This is a genomic window from Pseudonocardia alni (assembly GCF_002813375.1).
Classification (GTDB): domain Bacteria; phylum Actinomycetota; class Actinomycetes; order Mycobacteriales; family Pseudonocardiaceae; genus Pseudonocardia; species Pseudonocardia alni.
The window spans coordinates 2,858,166-2,875,771 of sequence record NZ_PHUJ01000003.1; the positions used below are offsets into that span (position 1 = coordinate 2,858,166).

Here is a 17,606-nt window from a genome sequence, read left to right on the forward strand (position 1 = left end):
ACCGTCATGCACCCCATCCCAGGATCGACCAGAGCGGGTGAGATCCGATGACCCAGGACCCGGGCGGACACGGCCCCGAGCCGACGTTCGCCGACGTCATGAACGGGTTCAGCCTGGACTCCAAGCGCAAGCCGAAGAAGCGCCGATGGGGGCGCAACCGTCCGGAGGACGACGTCGAGCCGGAGGTCGCCGCCCCCGGGCGCCCGGTCCCGCCGCCGAACCCGGCCGAGGTGACCGGCCCCATCGGCGGATCGGCGGCCTACGGGCTGCCGCCCACCCCGGCCGAGCTGGAGGCCCAGCGGACCGGTGACCGGCCGGACCGGCCGTCGCCGTACCCGGCACAGAACACGGGGCCCGGCCCCGCGCACGACCCAGTGGCAGCGCCGCCGCCGGTGCCCCCGTCCGCGGGTGGCGCCGCCTTCGTCCGGCCCTACGCCTGGACGCGGGGACGGACCAAGTCGGGCTACGAGCTGGCCGTCGAGACCCTCGTCTCGGTCAGCAACCGAGCCCGCAGCCAGCTGGAACGGCTGCCGATGGAGCACCGCTCCGTCGCCGACCTGCTGCTCGAGCAGACCCGCTCGGTGGCCGAGGTCGCGGCGCTGCTGTCGCTCCCCCTGGGCGTGGCCCGGGTGCTGCTCGGGGACATGGCCTCGAACGGCACGGTGACCGTTCACCAGACCGCGAGCACCCCCGGCAACGCGCCGGACCTCGCGCTGATGGAAAGGGTGTTGAGTGGACTCCGTCGGCTCTAGGCCACAGCCGCCCCAGCCCGCGGCCGGGATGGCCCGTGCCGCGACGATGTCGGCCAAGATCGTGGTGGCCGGTGGGTTCGGCGTCGGGAAGACCACCTTCGTCGGATCGGTCTCGGAGATCATGCCGCTGACCACCGAGGCGGTGATGACCGAGGCGAGCGCGTCGCACGACGACCTCTCCGCCACCCCCAACAAGCGGTCCACGACCGTCGCGATGGACTTCGGTCGCGTCTCGCTGGACACCGACCTGGTGCTCTACCTGTTCGGAACGCCGGGCCAGCAGCGGTTCTGGTTCATGTGGGACGACCTGGTCCGCGGCGCGATCGGCGCCGTCGTCCTCGTCGACACCCGGCGCCTGGCCGACTCCTTCGCCGCGATCGACTTCTTCGAGGACCGTGGCCTGCCCTACGTCGTCGGGGTCAACGCCTTCGACGGGCAGCTGCAACACACCCTCGATGACGTGCGCGAGGCGATGTCGATCGACCCGGCCGTCCCGATGGTCGTGTGCGACGCCCGGCACCGGCAGTCGACCAAGGAGACCCTGATCGCGCTGGTGCAGCACGCGATGCACCAGCGGATGGCCGCCGGCGCGCGCTGACCCGTACCCGACCGACCCGGACACCGCGGCGGCGCCGGCACATCGTGTGCCGGCGCCGCCGCGGTACCGCGTCCGGGGCTAGTCGCGTCCGGCCGGCTGCTCCGATCCGGCGTCCACCGGGGCGATCGAGGTGATCCGGTGCAGCTGGATGCGGCGCAGCTCGCCGTCGAGCGCGTCACGGCCCTCCACGTACCCGCCGCCGACCGAGACCGGCGCGAGCACCCGGTCCCCGGCGACGCCGTGCGCGTCGACGTAGCCGATCCACACGGTCCGGCCCTCGCGCACCGCCTCCTGCAGCGAGGCCAGGTTCCCGGTCGCGCCGGTGAGTTCACGCCGCCCGGCGACACTGTCGCGTACCCCGGCCAGGCGGTCCCCCGCCCGCAGCCGCTCGACGAGTTCCTCGGCCCGGTCCGTCGGGGACCGGTCGACGACCCGGCCGGCGTCCCGGGTGCCGCGACGCAGCCGCGGCTCGGTGCGCCGCCCCTTCGGCCCGAGGTCGACGACGGCGCCGACCGCGTCCTCCGCGGCCGGACTGAAGCCGGCCGCCCGCAGCCCGTCGAGCACCTCGGCCAGCGGCAGCGAGCTGACCACGACGGTCGGGGCGATCCGGCGCAGCCCCAGCTCCTCGGCCGCGGAGTGCGCGAGCACCTCGGACAGGAGCACCTCGTCGTCGGAGCGCAGGAAGCAGCTGACCGCGCCGCCGCGCAGCCTGCCGTGCCGGCGGGCGACGTCGTCCACGAGGTAGGTCAGGGTCTGCGGGACCGGGGTGCGGGAACGGGCCTCGAGGATCTCGCGGACGTCGTCGGCGGTGCGGCCGGTGTCCAGCGCCCGGCGCAGGCTGCGCTCGGTGAAGCGGTACACCGTGGCGCCGCCCGCGGACTCGACCTCGGCCAGGATCGCGAGCTCGTGCGCGAGGTCCGCCGACAGCCGCCCGGGCGCGACGGCGGTCAGGTCGGCCTGGAGCAGGATCTCCTCGACCGGGGTGGGCAGCGCCGCGTGCAGCGTCGCGGCCAGCTCGGTGGGGTGCCGGGTGGGGTGCGCCGGGTCCGGGCGCAGGGCCGGGTCGAGCAGCACCCGCCCGGCCGTGGTGAGCGCGTCGAGGGCGACCACGCCGATCGCGGTGGCCTCGGCGACGGTCCAGCCGACCGTCTCGTCGCGCAGCCGTCCGCCGCGGCGCGGGGCGTGCCAGGCCAGCAGCCGCGCCAGGTCCTCCGGCGACCCCACCGAGGTGCCGGGCGAGAGGTCGGCGAGCGCGTCCAGGACCCGACGGCGGTCCCGGGCGGCCGGGGGACGGCGCGGCCCGTCGGACAGGGCGGTGATCGGCTTGCCGGTCTCGTCGCGGCGCCCCACCAGCCCGGGCAGGCGCGGCAGCTCCAGCCAGGCCTGGGCCAGCACCGCCCAGCGGGACTCCTCCGGGCCGGTCCCCCAGACGTCCCACGTGGTGGTCGGCAGCCACTCGGGTGCCACCGACTCGGTCGCCCCGACCAGGTCCGCGGCGTGCAGGATCTCCAGGACCAGCGCGGCGGTCGGCTCGTCGGTGTCGGCCGCCTTCGCCGCACGCTTGAGCTCGCGCACGCCGAACCCGCCCGAGCGCAGCACCGGCACCGACTCCCGCGCCAGCCACTCCAGCAGCAGGTCGGTGCGACGCAGGAACTCCAGCGCGGCCCCCGCGCCGGTGCCGTCGACCAGCGGGGTCTCCCGCACGCGCAGCGGGACGTCCGGCCGGGACAGGTCCAGCGGCCCCATCGGACGGTCGCCGCGCAGGGCGAGCGCGACCTGGCGGGGCAGCTCGACGGTGTCGGCGTCGCGGCGCGTGAGCAGTCCCTTGTCGACGAGCGACCCGACCGGCCCGGTCGAGCCGTTCGCGTTGCGGGAGCGGCCGACCGGCGGGCCCTGGGCGAGCACCTCGAGGACCTTGCGCTCGTCGTCGCCCACCCCGGCGAGCAGCGTGTCGAGCTCGGGTCCCGCCGCCGCACCGGTGGCGGGGGCGCCGAGCCCGGCGGGCCACGGCCCGACGACGTCGGCGGCCGCAGGGACCAGCGACACCGCATCGTCCGGGCCCCAGGCCAGCGCGCGGTCGCGCAGCGCGGCGAGTCCCTCGGCGACGGTGGCCGCGTCGACGTCGGCGCCGAGCCAGCCGCGCAGGCCCGCGCCGGGCGTCGTCGCGTCGGCCGGGGTCCGCCAGGCCGTCGCCAGCACCAGCGCGTCCAGCACGGTCAGCGCGACGGTGCCCAGGTCCTCGCAGGCGCGCTGCACCGACGCCCGGATCGAGGCGCGGGTCGCGAGCACGGTGAGGTCGCCGGGGGGCGGGACGGCGAGGTCCGGACGCGCGCGCAGCAGCGCGGCGAGGAACCCGTCGTCCTGCCCGCGCAACCACTCGACCAGGGACGTCTGCATCATCGCCAGGGTAGTCGGACGATCGCGGGCGCACCGGGGCGGACAGCCGCGCCCGCGTCCGCGATACTGGGCACAGGAGACTGCCGCGGTCCCGCCCGGGACCGGACGACGACGCTGGAGGACGCGATGGCCGCCAAGCCCGCGAAGCAGGACCGGATCCACCCGGAGTGGCCGCACTCCGACGAGGGCGACCACCCGGTCACCGAGCTCCTGGGCAGCGTCCAGGGAAACATGTCGCCGTTCGGCGACATCGAGTTCCCGGTCGCCAGCGTGCCCTACGAGCACCCGGTCACCGAGATCAACCGCTGACCGTGGTCGCCGGCCTGTTGCTCGCGGGCGGCGCCGGGCGCCGCATGGGCACCCCGAAGGCGCTGGTCCGACTGCACGGTGAGCCGCTCGCGGTGCGGGCGGTGAAGGCGCTGCAGGCGGGTGGGTGCGGCCCGGTCACCGTCGTGCTCGGCGCCCGCGCCGACGACGTCACCGACGTGCTGCGCGGCGCCGGCCTCGGCACCGACGGCAGTGACGTCGGTGTCGTGGTCGCCGAGGACTGGGACGAGGGCATGGGCGCGTCGCTGCGGCGCGGGCTCGGGTCGCTGACCCACCTGCCCGGCACCGGTGCGGCGCTGGTGCACCTGGTCGACCTGCCGGGCATCGGGCCGGAGGCGATCCGCCGGGTCGTCGACGGCGCCGGGCCGTCGTCGCTGCGGCGCGCCGCGTTCGACGGCGTCCCCGGGCATCCGGTCCTGCTCGGCCGGGACCACTGGTCCGGGGTCGTCGCGCTGTCCTCCGGGGACTCCGGCGCCCGTGACTACCTGGCGGGCCGCTCCGACGTGGAGCTGGTCGAGTGCGGCGACGTCGCCGTCCCGGACGACGTCGACACCCCCGGGCAGCTGCGCCGCCTCGCCGGTACCTGAACCACCGCACCGACCCCGACACACGTGCGCCCCGGTCCCTCACGGAGGGACCGGGGCGTCGTCGTGCCGGGATCAGGTGTTGATGACCTGGCCGGGGGTGATCAGGTGCCCGGCGCCGAGGCCCGGGTTCTTGGACAGCAGGTCCTTCCAGTTCGCGATACCGTGCGTGGCCGCGATCTGTCCCAGCGTGTCACCGGACTTCACCGTGTAGGTGCCGCCGGACGACGCCGCGGGGGCGCTGGCCTTCACACGCTCCGGGGCCCGGGTGCCGGAGTCGGTCTCCAGGGTCCGCGGCGTGGCGGACCCGGACGCGCCGGTCTTGGACGAGCACGACGGCCAGGCGTTCCAGCCCTGGGCGGCCAGGACCTTCTCGGCGACGGCGATCTGCTGGGCCCGGGTGGCCTGGTGCGCCGACGTGGCGTACTCGCCGCCGCCATAGGCCTTCCAGGTGCTCGGGCTGAACTGCAGGCCGCCGTAGTAGCCGTTGCCGGTGTTCGCGGCCCAGTTCCCGGTGCTCTCGCAGTGCGCGAGCGAGTCCCAGGTGGAGTCGGTCGCGGCGTTCGCGGTGCCCACGACGGCCAGCATCGGGGCGCCGAGGACAGCACCCGCGACGGCGGTCCGGGCGATCGTGCGGCCGGCGGTGCTCGGTTTACGGTGTTTCCCACGGTAACGAGGCATGGCAGGTCTCCCGCGTGACGCGACCCGAACCGCACCCGGGGAGTGGGTGCCCGTTCCGGCGGCCGGGGGAGCGGCCACCGATCCGTCTGACGATCGGCCCTGTCCCACACCGATACCTCGGGGGCCGGTGGACCGCCGGACAGGGAGCGTTGCGGCACCGGAGCCCGGCCGCATGGGGGAGTCGGCCGAGCCGGGACCGAAGGTAGGTCACGTCAGGACGACGCGAAAGTCGACGGCGACACGGCGTGGCGTCGGACGTACCGGACACATGATGTTCGGGCCTTGCGTTTGCCCAGGTGACGAGCCCCGATCACGAACGGGAAACGTTCGTGCAAACAGTACGATCGGTTCCGCAAACGTGATACAGATCACAGCGGCTGGGCCATCCGGGGGCCCCGGCCCGTGCACACGGAGTGGCGGGGGCCGCCCTACCGGCGCCCCCGTACTGTCGGGGTCGTGACCACCGAGCACAACCGGCCCGGCCCCGCGCTCAGCCACGTCGACGACGCCGGGGCGGCCCGGATGGTCGACGTCTCCGACAAGCCGCCCGGCCGCCGCGCCGCCGTCGCGACCGGGACCGTGCACACCACGGCCGAGGTCGTGCACCTGCTGGAGACCGACGGCCTCCCCAAGGGCGACGCGCTCGCCACCGCCCGCATCGCCGGGATCATGGGCGCCAAGCGCACCCCGGACCTCGTCCCGCTCTGCCACCCGATCGCGATCAGCGGGGTGACGCTGGACCTGACCCCGGCCACCGACGGCGACGCCGGCCGGGTCGCCATCCGCGCCGAGGTCCGCACCACCGACCGCACCGGGGTGGAGATGGAGGCGCTGACCGCGGTCGCCGTCGCCGGGCTCACCCTGCACGACATGATCAAGGCCGTGGACCCGGCCGCAGTGCTCGACGCCGTGCGCGTCGAGCGCAAGGAGGGCGGCAAGACCGGGCTGTGGGAGCGCGGGGCATGACCGCCGCGCGCACCGCCCGGGTCGTCACCGCGTCCAACCGGGCCGCGGCGGGCGTCTACACCGACCGCGGCGGGCCGCCGATCGTCGCCTGGCTGCGCGAGCGCGGCTACGACACCCCGGACCCGGTCGTCGTGCCGGACGGCGAGCCGGTCGGGCAGGCGCTGCGGACGGCCGTCGCCGACGGGGTCGCGGTCGTCGTCACCACCGGGGGCACCGGCATCTCCCCCACCGACGCCACCCCCGAGGTCACCCGGGCCGTGCTCGACCACGAGATCCCGGGCCTGGCGGACGCGATCCGCCGCGCCGGGGAGGAGAAAGTGCCCACCGCAGTGCTCTCCCGCGGCCTGGCCGGGGTCGCGGGCCGCACCCTGATCGTCAACCTGCCCGGCTCCCCGGGCGGGGTGAAGGACGGCCTCGGCGTGCTCGCCGGGGTCCTCGACCACGCGGTCGACCAGCTGCACGGAGGAGACCACCGATGACCGATCCCGCGACCACGCGGACCGCGACGGTCCTGCGTGCGGCCGTCGGCGAGGAGCCGCTCGACGTCGACGAGCACGCCCGCCTGGTCGAGCACGCCGCGGCCGGCGCGGTCGTCACCTTCGCCGGCGTCGTGCGCGACCACGACGACGGGAAGTCGGTGCACGGGCTGGAGTACAGCGCGCACCCGACGGCCGCCCGGATCGTCACCGAGGTCGCCGAGCAGGTGGCCGCACGCTCCCCCGGCGTCCGGGCGCTCGCGGTCAGCCACCGGGTCGGCCCGCTCGACATCGGCGAGGTGGCCCTCGCCTGCGCCGTCGCCGCCGAGCACCGCCGTGAGGCGTTCACCGCCTGCGCCGAGCTCGTCGACGAGGTGAAGCGGCTGCTGCCGGTCTGGAAGCACCAGCGGTTCGCCGACGGCTCCGACGAGTGGGTCAACTCGACCTGAGCCCGGCCGCGCACCCCCGGAACGACGGAACGGCCCGGGTCCGCCTCCCCGCGAGGGGAGGCGGACCCGGGCCGTCGTCCGCCGGGGCGGGTGCTGGGGACACCGCGCACCCCGTGCCGTCCGTCCCGGATGGCGGTCCGGGGACGGTCGGCGGGATCAGCCGAGGTTCAGGACCTGGCCGACGCTGATCACGTTCACGTTGCCGATGCCGTTCGCGGCGGCCAGCGCGGCGACGGAGGTGCCGTTCGCGGCGGCGATCTTCCCGAGGGTGTCGCCCGACTTCACCGTGTAACCGCCGGCGGCCGGGGCGGCCGCCTTCTTCTTCGGCGCCGAAGCGGCCGGGGCCGACGCCTTCACACGCTTGCTGGTGTCGGCCGAGTGGCCGGTGATGCCCAGCTTCTTCGAGCAGGACGGCCAAGCGCCCCAGCCCTGAGCGGCCAGCACCTTCTCGGCGACGGCGATCTGCTCGGCGCGACTCGCGTTGTACGCCGAGCCCTGGCCGCCGTAGGCGGACCAGGTGGACGGCGAGAACTGCAGCCCACCGTGGTACCCGTTACCCGTGTTGATCGACCAGTTCCCGCCGCTCTCGCACTCGGCGAGCTGGTCCCAGACGCTGTCCGGGGCGGCGTTGGCGGTACCGGCGATCGCAGCCGTCGCGCCGACCGCGACGACACCCGCCGCAGCCATGCGCAGGAGACTTCGGCCCTTGGGTCCCTTGGTCATTGTTCCGCTCCCACCGCGCCGTCCCGAGGACACGCACACTCCGCGCAGGAGGTCCCCAGGGCACAGGTGTGCCCACCGTGTCGTCGCGGGTGCGTCGATCGGGACCGGGGAGCGACGTCCATGACGCCCGCGGAGGTGGTCTCTCTCGTCCCCGTCCCGTTCCGTTTCCTCGACGGACCGGACAGCCGCGGGACGGGGGTGGTTCGGCGCGGCGGGTCCGGATGTGTGACTCGTTCAGGCGGCCGCTCCGGTGGACCGGCCGACGAGAAAGGTGAATGCGCGGAAAGAATTCGTCAATGAAGGGACCCGTGAGCGGAATCACTGTGACAACGATGTAATTATCAGATTCGCCCTAAACGCACTGGTCAACGACGTCACATCACGGACCTATCACGTGGTCGTGAACATTTCTGATCCGGAAGCAACTCGAACCTTCCGGGGGCCTCGTTCGTCGTCACGGGGAGGTCCCGGACCCGCCCGCGCGGGGAGGAGGGACCCTCCTGCTGTGGCCGCGTTCACCGCTCGTCCTGCATGCTGGTTCGGTGAACGAACCTGCACCCGGCCCCGGGAGCCCGGCCGAGCTCGCCGACGCGCTGCGCGCGACCGGCTACCTCGCCGACGACGGTCTCGCGACGGCGGCCTTCCTCGCCCTGCGCATGAACCGTCCGCTCTTCTGCGAGGGCGAGCCGGGGACCGGCAAGACCGCGCTGGCCCAGGCACTGGCCGCCACGCTGGACGCACCGCTCATCCGCCTGCAGTGTCACGACGGAATCGACGCCGGTCAGGCCCTGTACGACTGGGACTTCCCCCGCCAGCTGCTGCACCTGCGCACCCTGGAGGCCGCGAGCGGGCGCGACGGGTTCGATCCGGACACCGTCGAGGCCGGCCTCTACGACGAGCGCTTCCTGCTGTCCCGCCCGATCCTGCAGGCGCTGCGCACCAGCCCGTCGGTGCTGCTCATCGACGAGATCGACCGCGCCGACGACGAGTTCGAGGCCTTCCTGCTGGAGGTCCTCACCGAGCACGCGGTGACCATCCCCGAGCTCGGGGAGGTGCGCGCCACGACGCCGCCGGTCGTCGTCCTCACCTCGAACCGGACGCGCGAGGTGCACGACGCGCTCAAGCGGCGCTGCCTCTATCTCTGGCTGGAGCACCCGAACATCGAGCGCGAGATCGAGATCCTGCACAGCAGGCTGCCCGAGGTGCCCGAGCGCCTCGCCGCGTCGGTCGCGCGGGCCGTGCAGAAGCTGCGCCACGCCGACCTGATCAAGCCGCCGGGTGTCGCGGAGACCCTGGACTGGGCCCGGGCGTTGCAGCTGATCGGTGCCCGGCACCTGGATCCGGAGTCGGCGGCGCGCACCCTCGGCGCCGTCCTCAAGTACCGGGAGGACGCCGACCGGGTCCACAAGCAGCTCGACACCCTGCTGGCGTCCTGACCCGGCCGCGATGACCGTCCCCCCGAGCCCGTCCCCGGCGGCCCCGCCACGGCCGCCCGCGGCGGAGCCCACCGGCACCACCGACGAGCTGTTGACCGGATTCGTCGGGTTCACCGAGGTCCTGCGCGCGGCGGGGGTCCCGGTCACCCAGGACCGGGTGACCGCCTACCTGCAGGCGCTCGACACCCTGGAGGTCACCGACCGGGACCAGGCGTACTGGGCCGGCCGGCTGACGCTGTGCGCCGACCCCGACGACATCGTCCGGTACGACCTGGCGTTCCCGTCCTGGTTCGAGCCGACCAGCAACCGCCCGTCGAGCAACCGCGACGACCGCCCGCCCGCACCGCCGAAGCTGGCCGCGCTGCTGCCCGGCAGCGAGGGCGGGGAGGACGACTCCGACGGCCCGCAGATCAAGGCCGCCGCGACCGGCGCGGAGATCCTGCGCAACCGCGACCTCGGGGAGCTCTCCCCCGCCGAGCGCGAGCACCTGCGCCGGCTGATGACCCTGCTGAAGCCGGAGCCGCCGACCCGGGCGTCGCGGCGCCGCAGGCGCAACCGGCACGGTGAGGCCGACCCGCAGCGCACGTTGCGCGCGGCGCTGCGCAACCAGGGCGAGATCTTCCGGCTGGCCCGGCGCGACACCTCGCGCCGGCCGCGCAAGGTCGTGCTGCTGATCGACGTCTCGGGGTCGATGGAGCCCTACGCGGACGCGCTGATGCGCTTCGCCCACGTCGTCGTCCGTCGCTCGCCGCGCTCGGTCGAGGCGTTCACCCTGGGTACCCGGCTCACCCGCATCACCCGTGAGCTGCGGCTGCGCGACCCCGAGCACGCGCTGCGCGCCGCGGGCAAGGCCATCCCGGACTGGTCGGGCGGCACCCGGCTGGGCGAGGTGCTGCAGGCCTTCGTCGACCGCTGGGGACGCCGCGGTGCGGCCCGGCGGGCGGTCGTGGTCGTCTTCTCCGACGGCTGGGAGCGCGGCGGCACCGAGCTGCTCGGCACCCAGGCCGAGCAGCTGTCCCGGCTGGCCCACCGGCTGATCTGGGTCAACCCGCACGCGGGCAAGGACGGCTACGCCCCGGTCCAGGGGGGAATAGTCGCGGCCCTTCCGCACTTGGACGACCTGCTGGCCGGGCACAGCCTGGACACGCTGGAGAAACTGCTCGAGGTGGTGCGCAATGCGTGACGTGATCGACCAGCTCGAAGGCTGGTGGAAGAACGGCGAGCCGGCCGCGCTCGCGACGGTGGTCGGGACCTTCCGGTCCGCACCGCGCCAGCCGGGGGCATCGATGCTCGTCGGCCCGGCGGGCGAGGCCGTCGGCTCGGTCTCGGGCGGCTGCGTCGAGGGCGCGGTCTACGAGCTCGGGCAGCAGGTGCTGTCCGAGGAACGACCGGTGCTGCAGCGCTACGGCGTCTCCGACGACGACGCGTTCGCCGTCGGCCTGACCTGCGGCGGCATCCTCGACATCTTCGTGGAGAAGGTGACCCCGGAGACCTACGCACAGCTCGGCCGGATCGCCGAGGCGATCCGCGACGAGGACCCGGTCGCGGTGGCCACGGTCGTCGCGGGCCCCTCGGAGCTGCTCGGCAGGCGCCTGATCGTCTGGCCGGACCGGACCGAGGGTGGCACCGGCTCGGACCGGATCGACGACGCCGTGCGCGACGACGTCCGCGGTCTGCTCGACTCCGGCCGCAACGCGACGCTGACCTACGGCGTCCACGGCGAGCGACGCGGGGAGGGTCTGCAGATCTTCGTCGAGTCGTTCGCGCCGCCGCCCCGCATGATCGTGTTCGGGGCGATCGACTTCGCCGCCGCGGTGGCCCGGATGGGCACCTTCCTCGGTTTCCGGGTGACCGTCTGCGACGCCCGTCCGGTGTTCGCGACCGCGAGCCGCTTCCCGGGGGCCAACGAGGTCGTGGTCGAGTGGCCGCACCGGTACCTGCAGGCCGAGGCCGACGCGGGCCGGATCGACCAGCGCACCGCGCTGTGCGTGCTCACCCACGACCCGAAGTTCGACGTGCCGCTGCTGGAGGTCGCGCTGCGGCTGCCCGAGGTCGGCTACATCGGGGCGATGGGCTCGCGGCGCACCCACGACGACCGGCTCGAGCGTCTGCGCGAGCGGGGCGTGACCGAGACCGAGATCGCGAAGATGTCGTCGCCGATCGGGCTGGACCTGGGGGCGCGTACCCCGGAGGAGACCGCGGTGTCGATCGCCGCGGAGATGATCGCCCAGCACTGGGGCGGCGAGGGCATCCGGTTGGCCGAACGCGAGGGGCCCATCCACGCGTCCTGACCTCCTCCGCTTTCGGCCAGGCCGGAGCCGGTCGACGCCCCGGCTCCGACCTGCGGATCGGCGCGCCGTCCGCCGATCGAGGGGGTCGCGGGACAGGGTGTCCCTGTACCGTGGGCCACACGCTCGTGACAGATCCGCTCGCCGTCGGCGAGTGGTGAGTCGACAACGCGCAGCAGCAGGAGGAGGGCAACGTGGTCCTCACCGGTTCCGCCGGTTCCGTCGCCCCTGACCACGGGCCGCGCGGGACCGTGCGACGGGAGACCGTTCTCGTCCTCGACGGGGAGACCGGCACGTCCGGCACCGACGAGGGCTACACCGTCCGCGCGGCGCACCGCCCGCGGGAGCGGCCGCGGCTGTCCAAGTTCCACGCCCCGGAGATCGTCTTCGGGCCGGACTCGCTGCCGGAGACCGCGCACGCCGCACTACGGCTCGGTGCGCGCCGGCCGTTCGTCGTCACCGACCCGGGGGTGACCGAGGCCGGGTGGCCCGCCGAACTCCTGCGCCACCTGCGCGCCGCGGGCCTGCGCCCGCAGCTGTGGAACGAGATCACCCCGAATCCGAAGGACCACGAGATCCAGGGCGGGTTCGAGCGCTACGAGAGCTCCGGCTGCGACGTGGTGATCGGCGTCGGCGGCGGCTCGGTGATCGACGCCGCGAAGGGCGTCGCCCTGCTCGCGGCCAACGGCGGCACGATCCTCGACTACGAGGGCATCGACCGCATCGCCAACCCGATCCCGCCGCTGGTGATGGTGCCGTCGACCTCGGGCACCGGCGCCGACGTCTCCCAGTTCTGCATCATCACCGACACGGCTCGCCTGACCAAGATCACCATCATGGGCCGGGCCCTGGTCCCGGACGTCTCGGTGATCGACCCGCGGCTGCTCGTCACCATGCCGGACTGGCTCAACGCCGCGACCGGCCTGGACGCGCTCACCCACGGCATCGAGGCGTTCGTGTCGCTGGCCCACGGCCCGCTGACCGACACCCACGCGCTGCACGCGGTCGCGCTCGTCCACGCCAACCTGCCGACCACGATGATCCGCCGCCACGACGACGGCCCCCGCACCGCGATGGCGCAGGCCGCGCTCGAGGCGGGCCTGGCGTTCACGAACGCGATCCTCGGCGCCACCCACGCCATGAGCCACCAGGTCGGCGGCATGCTCGATCTGCCGCACGGCCTGATCAACGGGGTGCTGCTGCCACACGTGATCCGGTTCAACGGTTCGGCCTCCGACGCCGACGCGGCGCGCTTCGTCCCGATCGCCCAGGCCATGGGGCTGCCCGCCCGGCCGGGGATGCCCGGCGACGAGGCCGTGGACATGGTCGCGACCGAGGTCCGCAAGCTGGCCGACGAGGTCGGCGTCCCGACCGGGCTCGCCGCGATCGGGGTGCGCGAGGCCGACGTCCCGCGGCTGTCCCGGCTCACCCTCGGCGACGCCTGCCTGACCACCAACCCGCGCACGGCGAGCGTGGAGCAGATCGAGAACCTGTTCCGGGAAGCGCTGTGACGCCCGCACGGAGGCCCCCGCGGTGACCGCCGCCGCCCGCTTCCCGCGCCGCCGCACACCCGCACCGCCCTCGTCGCCGGCCGCCGGGGGCCGGGCCCGCCCCGATCTCGACCAGCTCACCGGCCTGCGGACGGGCAAGCCGTCGTTCTACCCGGAGTACCGTGAGGGGGCCGAGCGGCTGCGCCGGGTCATCCTCGCGCTGGACCGGATCTCGGCCGCGCTGGTCCGCACGATGGAGGGTTCCGAGGCGCTGGTCCGCGCGGTCGCCGACGCGGCCGCCGACCACCTGTCGGCGGACTGGGTGGTGCTCGGGCTCGTCGACGGCGAGCTGCCCGACGCCGCGCCGCGGCACATCGTTCTCGGGCCGGACGGGGTCGAGTGGGCCGACCTGGGGTCGGTGCCCGAGCGCGTGCGCCGGCACGTGGAGCGGCTGCACGCCGGTGACGGCCATCATCACCACCACGAGGACGACCCGCGTCCCCGGCACCTGCACGTCCCGATCCGGCTCGACGGACGCACCGTCGGCGGGTTCGTCGCGTGGACGCCGCCGGAACGGCACATCGACGACACCGACCACTCGGTGCTGCGCATCCTGGCCGGTCAGACGGCGTCGGCATTGCAGAACTGCGCGCTGCTGGAGCGGGCCGAGCGGCTGCACGCGCGCACCGCGGCCCAGGCCGAGGACCTGCGCGTCCGCAACGACGAGCTGATGCTCACCCAGCAGGCTCTCGGAGCGGCCCGCCAGCGGGAGGTCCTCGACAACGAGCGGCACCGCATCGCCCGCGAGCTGCACGACAGCGTCACCCAGTACGCCCTGTCGGCCGGGATGCACATCGAGCTGTGCCGGTCGGAGATCACCGAGCCGGTCCTGCTCCAGCACCTCGACACGGCCAAGGACCTGACCCGGCGCGCCGTCGAGCAGCTGCGGTCGGCGATCTACGCGCTCAACGACGACGACCACGCCGACAAGGACCTGCCCTCGATGCTGCGGCAGCTGTCCACCGTGCACATGCCCGACGAGCTGCGGGTCGAGGTGACGATCGGCGGGGCCCCGGTGCCGCTGCCGCACGAGCACGAGCAGTCGCTGTTCCGGATCGCCGGCGAGGCGTTGTTCAACACGGCGATGCACGCGTCGGCCTCGCGGGCGGTGGTGCGACTGGCCTACGCCGACGGCCGCGTCCGCCTGTCGATCTCCGACGACGGCGGCGCCTCCCCCGAGCAGATCCGCCGCACGCTGCGTGCGGCGTCGGTCCGCGGCCCCTCCGGGGAGCACCGCGGCCTCGTGAACATGGACGCCCGCGCCCGCGAGATGAGCGGGACCCTGCGGTTCCGCCGCTCGCGGATCGGTGGGCTGCAGGTGCAGGTGGACGTCCCGATCGGGACGCCGGGGAAGGAGCTCGGATGAGCAGCGGCACACGGACCGCCCCGGGTGGCCCCGGGCACGTCACCGGCGGCACCGCCCGGGGCCGCGTCGTCACGGACGCCCGCAGCGGCGGCGGACCGGATGCCCGCGGCGGAGCCGGTGTCGGCGCGCGCGGCCCCGGCCACGGCGGCGGTCACGGCATCCCCGGTCAAGCGGGCCCCGGGCAGGGCGGCGGGAACGCGCCGGGCGGCGGGATGCACGGGTCCGGTGGGGCCGCCGCGACCCGCACCGGTCCCGGTCCCGCGGGAGTCGCGGCGCGGCCGATCCGGATCGTGCTGGTCGACGACCACTCGATCATGCGCCAGGGGCTGCGCGCGGTACTGGAGCGCGAGGACGACCTGCGCATCGTGGGCGAGGCGGGCAGCGCACCGGAGGCGTTCGCCGCCGTCGCGACCGGCCGGCCGCAGGTGGTGCTGCTCGACCTCAAGCTGGCGTCCGGCCCGCAGACCGACGGTCTCGAGGTCTGCCGCAAGCTGTGCGCCGACCACCCCGGCATCGGGGTGCTGGTGCTGACGACCTTCGCCGAGGACCGCCTCGTCGTCGAGTCGGTGCAGGCAGGCGCCCGCGGCTACGTGGTGAAGGACGTCGACACCACCGAGCTCGTCCGTGCCATCCGCGCGGTGTCCCGCGGGGAGAGCGCGTTCGACGCCCGGTCCGCGTCGGCGATGGTGCGATCGCTGTCCGGCGGGATGCCCGACCGGGAACGGCTGACCGACCGTGAGCTGGACGTGCTCCGCCTGCTGGCCCGGGGGCTGTCCAACCGCGCGATCGGCGCCGAGCTGTTCATCTCCGAGACGACGGTCAAGTTCCACGTCGGCAACCTGATGCGCAAGCTGATGGTGTCGCGTCGCGCCGAGGCGGTCTACGCGGCCACCAAGCTCGGCCTCCTCTGACCTCGATGTCCCCGGCCACGCCTCTCCGCCCGGCACGGCGGAAGGGTGGCACGGCGGCACGGCGGGAGGGTGTGTGCGAGGCGAGGGGGCGTCGTCGTTGATTCCGGATCGCGTTCCGCGGAACGCGATCGCCCCGGTCCGCGCCGATCCCACCGTCGGTCTGGACCGGAACTGTCGGACCCATCCGGCACACTCCTGTCGAACACACGTTCGATGAAAGAGAGAGCGCCGTGCCGACCTCCACCCCCACGACCACGCCCGCCGGTGAACTGAGCCTGCCGGATCTCGAGTCCGAACTCCTCGGTCTCGCCGGCCACATCGCCGCCGCCGAGTGCCGGTTCCTGCGCCTGCTCGCCGAGTTCGACGACCGCGGCGGCTGGTGCGGCGTCGGCGTCCGGTCCTGCGCCCACTGGCTGACCTGGCGGGCGGGGATGAGCCTGCGCACCGCGACCGAGCACCTGCGGGTCGCGCACGCACTGACCCGGCTGCCCCGGATCACCGAGGCGCTCGCGGCCGGCCGGATCTCCTACTCCAAGGTCCGGGCCGTCACCCGCCTCGTCGGCGCGGACGACGCGGTCCTCGACCGCATGGCCGCCGCTGCTCCGCCGGCCACCGCCACGGAGCCGCTCCGGCGCCCAGGTCGCGACCCCGACGACGACTCCGGCGGGGCATCGGTCGACTGCGCATCACAAGGAGGGCCTGACGACACCGTCCGGGGAGCGGGAGACGCGTCCGACACGGGCACGGACCGCAGCGCCGGAGACGTCGACGGCCCCGGAACGGGCGCCGGATCCGACCTGTCGGACGCCGGGAGGGCGGAAAGAGCCACCACGTCACCCGCCGGACGCGGGGACACCGGTCCGTGGGACGGCGCGGGGAGCCGGCCGGTCGCCGTTGCCGCTCCGGAGCCGCTCGGGGACACCGAGCCGGACGATCATCCGCTGGCCGCAGCCGGGCCGGACGCCGAGCAGGTGCTCCTGGACCTGGCGCTCGGCGGGACCGCGAGCCATGTCGAGACCGTCGTCCGCGCGGTCCGCCGCCGCTGCGCGCCGCCGCGCGACGTCGCCGCCCGGCGCGGGGTGAGCTGGCACCACGACGTCGACGGGTCCCTGGTCGTACGGGCCCGGCTCACTCCCGAGGACGGCGCCCTCCTGGTCGCCGCGATCGAGGCCGGGGTCGCCACCGCACGCCCGGCTCCCGCCGGCCACACCGCCCCGCCCGGCGACGAGGACACCGACGATCCGGCCGCACGTGAGGGGCGACGGTCGGGATGGGACGGGCCCGATCCGCACGAACAGGCCCGCCGCACGGAGGAACAGACACCGGGCGCCGTCGTCGACACCCTGGCCGCCCGGCGGGTCGACGCCCTGCTGGGCCTGGTCGTCCGCGGGCCGGGAGCGGCCGGAGCCGCGGTCGTCGAGCGGGGTGCGGCGCGGGTGACGGTCGTCGTCGACGCGGGGACCGGCACCGCGCGCCTCGCCGGCGGCCCCGAGATCGCCGCGAGCACCGCCGAGCGCCTGGCCTGCGACGCCCGGGCCCGGGTGCTGCTCACCGACCGCGCCGCGAACCGGATGTACCTCGGCCGGAGCAGGCGCCTGGCGAGCCCGGCGCAGATCGCCGCCCTGACCGCCGACGGCGGCGGTTCCTGCCGGTTCCCGGGGTGCCACCACACACGCCACCTGCACGCCCACCACGTCCGGCACTGGCTGCGGGGCGGGCCGACGGACGTCGACAACCTGGTCCTGCTCTGCTCGTTCCACCACCGGCTGGTGCACGATCACGGCTACCTGGTCCTGCGCCCACCCGGCGAGGACTGGCTGTTCCACCGGCCCGACGGCACTGCCGTCGAGGCCACCGGCAGACCGCTGGACGGCAGCGCCGAGTCCCTCGTCGAACGGAACACGCGGGCCCGGCTGCGGATCGATCGCAGCACCCTCACCCCGGACTGGTACGGCGACCGGCTCGACCCCGAGCCGATCCTCGACGCCCTGCTCCCGCCCGGCACGACGGCCGCCGCGGCCTGAACCCCGCAGGTCCTCCGCCGGGCGACCGAGCACCCACACGGCCGGAAGAGGACGCGGGCCGCAGCGCACCGGCCGGTG

17 protein-coding genes are annotated in these 17,606 nt (G+C 74.7%); 14 read left to right on the forward strand and 3 right to left on the reverse strand.

Annotation, left to right across the window (positions count from 1 at the left end):
• Nucleotides 1–47: 47 nt before the first annotated feature.
• Nucleotides 48–752 (forward strand): DUF742 domain-containing protein, encoded by a 705-nt coding sequence (locus ATL51_RS14160; protein ID WP_301549025.1) that lies wholly within the window; start codon nt 48–50, stop codon nt 750–752.
• Between the two features lie 28 nt (nt 753–780).
• Nucleotides 781–1,350, forward strand: coding sequence for a GTP-binding protein (locus tag ATL51_RS14165; RefSeq protein ID WP_100878854.1), 570 nt, complete (start codon nt 781–783; stop codon nt 1,348–1,350).
• Nucleotides 1,351–1,428: 78 nt separating this feature from the next.
• Here ATL51_RS14165 and ATL51_RS14170 read toward each other — a convergent pair whose 3' ends face one another.
• Nucleotides 1,429–3,750, reverse strand: a complete 2,322-nt coding sequence (locus ATL51_RS14170) for a helicase-associated domain-containing protein (protein WP_100878855.1) — start codon at nt 3,748–3,750, stop codon at nt 1,429–1,431.
• A gap of 123 nt (nt 3,751–3,873) precedes the next feature.
• Between ATL51_RS14170 and ATL51_RS14175 the strand changes: the two genes are divergently transcribed.
• Together ATL51_RS14175 and ATL51_RS14180 are read left to right on the forward strand one after the other, a co-directional pair.
• Nucleotides 3,874–4,056, forward strand: coding sequence for a hypothetical protein (locus ATL51_RS14175; protein WP_073576669.1), 183 nt, complete (start codon nt 3,874–3,876; stop codon nt 4,054–4,056).
• Nucleotides 4,057–4,058: 2 nt separating this feature from the next.
• A complete protein-coding gene (locus ATL51_RS14180; protein ID WP_073576670.1) occupies nt 4,059–4,661 on the forward strand; it encodes a nucleotidyltransferase family protein in 603 nt (200 codons plus the stop codon).
• Between the two features lie 72 nt (nt 4,662–4,733).
• On the opposite strand, the gene ATL51_RS14185 is transcribed toward ATL51_RS14180, so the two are convergent.
• Entirely contained in the window at nt 4,734–5,339 is a 606-nt protein-coding gene (locus tag ATL51_RS14185; RefSeq protein ID WP_100878856.1) for a LysM peptidoglycan-binding domain-containing protein, read from the reverse strand.
• Between the two features lie 456 nt (nt 5,340–5,795).
• Here ATL51_RS14185 and moaC point away from each other — a divergent pair, with 456 nt between their 5' ends.
• Genes moaC through ATL51_RS14200 form a run of 3 tightly spaced genes read left to right on the forward strand, consistent with a single transcriptional unit; the run spans nt 5,796 to nt 7,230 of the window.
• On the forward strand, nt 5,796–6,305 hold the full coding sequence (gene moaC, locus ATL51_RS14190; protein WP_073576672.1) for a cyclic pyranopterin monophosphate synthase MoaC: 510 nt from the start codon (nt 5,796–5,798) through the stop codon (nt 6,303–6,305).
• On the forward strand, nt 6,302–6,784 hold the full coding sequence (locus ATL51_RS14195) for a MogA/MoaB family molybdenum cofactor biosynthesis protein (protein WP_073576673.1): 483 nt from the start codon (nt 6,302–6,304) through the stop codon (nt 6,782–6,784). The genes moaC and ATL51_RS14195 overlap by 4 nt, the downstream gene beginning before the upstream one ends.
• Nucleotides 6,781–7,230 (forward strand): molybdenum cofactor biosynthesis protein MoaE, encoded by a 450-nt coding sequence (locus tag ATL51_RS14200; RefSeq protein WP_100878857.1) that lies wholly within the window; start codon nt 6,781–6,783, stop codon nt 7,228–7,230. Before ATL51_RS14195 ends, ATL51_RS14200 begins: the two co-directional genes overlap by 4 nt.
• A 156-nt stretch (nt 7,231–7,386) precedes the next feature.
• Here ATL51_RS14200 and ATL51_RS14205 read toward each other — a convergent pair whose 3' ends face one another.
• Nucleotides 7,387–7,953, reverse strand: coding sequence for a LysM peptidoglycan-binding domain-containing protein (locus ATL51_RS14205; RefSeq protein ID WP_073576675.1), 567 nt, complete (start codon nt 7,951–7,953; stop codon nt 7,387–7,389).
• A gap of 542 nt (nt 7,954–8,495) precedes the next feature.
• On the opposite strand from ATL51_RS14205, the gene ATL51_RS14210 reads away from it, so the two are divergent.
• From ATL51_RS14210 to ATL51_RS14240, 7 genes are all read left to right on the forward strand, one after another.
• Nucleotides 8,496–9,389: an AAA family ATPase gene (locus ATL51_RS14210; protein WP_073576676.1), complete on the forward strand. Its 894-nt coding sequence runs from the start codon at nt 8,496–8,498 to the stop codon at nt 9,387–9,389.
• A gap of 10 nt (nt 9,390–9,399) precedes the next feature.
• Nucleotides 9,400–10,572: a vWA domain-containing protein gene (locus ATL51_RS14215; protein WP_100878858.1), complete on the forward strand. Its 1,173-nt coding sequence runs from the start codon at nt 9,400–9,402 to the stop codon at nt 10,570–10,572.
• Nucleotides 10,565–11,680: an XdhC family protein gene (locus ATL51_RS14220; RefSeq protein ID WP_073576677.1), complete on the forward strand. Its 1,116-nt coding sequence runs from the start codon at nt 10,565–10,567 to the stop codon at nt 11,678–11,680. Before ATL51_RS14215 ends, ATL51_RS14220 begins: the two co-directional genes overlap by 8 nt.
• A 191-nt stretch (nt 11,681–11,871) precedes the next feature.
• Nucleotides 11,872–13,188 carry an iron-containing alcohol dehydrogenase gene (locus ATL51_RS14225; protein WP_100878859.1) on the forward strand — a complete coding sequence of 439 codons (1,317 nt, stop codon included), beginning with the start codon at nt 11,872–11,874 and terminating at the stop codon, nt 13,186–13,188.
• Nucleotides 13,189–13,210: 22 nt separating this feature from the next.
• The gene (locus ATL51_RS14230) at nt 13,211–14,593 is read left to right on the forward strand and encodes a MadS family sensor histidine kinase (RefSeq protein ID WP_100878860.1); all 1,383 of its coding nucleotides are present in this window, start codon (nt 13,211–13,213) and stop codon (nt 14,591–14,593) included.
• Nucleotides 14,590–15,504 (forward strand): MadR family response regulator transcription factor, encoded by a 915-nt coding sequence (locus tag ATL51_RS14235; RefSeq protein WP_322789682.1) that lies wholly within the window; start codon nt 14,590–14,592, stop codon nt 15,502–15,504. Before ATL51_RS14230 ends, ATL51_RS14235 begins: the two co-directional genes overlap by 4 nt.
• Before the next feature lie 230 nt (nt 15,505–15,734).
• Nucleotides 15,735–17,528, forward strand: coding sequence for an HNH endonuclease signature motif containing protein (locus ATL51_RS14240; RefSeq protein ID WP_100878861.1), 1,794 nt, complete (start codon nt 15,735–15,737; stop codon nt 17,526–17,528).
• Nucleotides 17,529–17,606 lie beyond the last annotated feature (78 nt).

Coding starts and splice junctions, on each gene's coding strand:
- ATL51_RS14160 (WP_301549025.1), top strand. CDS start 48: ATGACCCAGGACCCGGGCGGACACGGCCCCGAGCCGACGTTCGCCGAC.
- ATL51_RS14165 (WP_100878854.1), top strand. CDS start 781: ATGGCCCGTGCCGCGACGATGTCGGCCAAGATCGTGGTGGCCGGTGGG.
- ATL51_RS14170 (WP_100878855.1), bottom strand. CDS start 3,750: ATGATGCAGACGTCCCTGGTCGAGTGGTTGCGCGGGCAGGACGACGGG.
- ATL51_RS14175 (WP_073576669.1), top strand. CDS start 3,874: ATGGCCGCCAAGCCCGCGAAGCAGGACCGGATCCACCCGGAGTGGCCG.
- ATL51_RS14185 (WP_100878856.1), bottom strand. CDS start 5,339: ATGCCTCGTTACCGTGGGAAACACCGTAAACCGAGCACCGCCGGCCGC.
- ATL51_RS14195 (WP_073576673.1), top strand. CDS start 6,302: ATGACCGCCGCGCGCACCGCCCGGGTCGTCACCGCGTCCAACCGGGCC.
- ATL51_RS14200 (WP_100878857.1), top strand. CDS start 6,781: ATGACCGATCCCGCGACCACGCGGACCGCGACGGTCCTGCGTGCGGCC.
- ATL51_RS14205 (WP_073576675.1), bottom strand. CDS start 7,953: ATGACCAAGGGACCCAAGGGCCGAAGTCTCCTGCGCATGGCTGCGGCG.
- ATL51_RS14215 (WP_100878858.1), top strand. CDS start 9,400: ATGACCGTCCCCCCGAGCCCGTCCCCGGCGGCCCCGCCACGGCCGCCC.
- ATL51_RS14220 (WP_073576677.1), top strand. CDS start 10,565: ATGCGTGACGTGATCGACCAGCTCGAAGGCTGGTGGAAGAACGGCGAG.
- ATL51_RS14235 (WP_322789682.1), top strand. CDS start 14,590: ATGAGCAGCGGCACACGGACCGCCCCGGGTGGCCCCGGGCACGTCACC.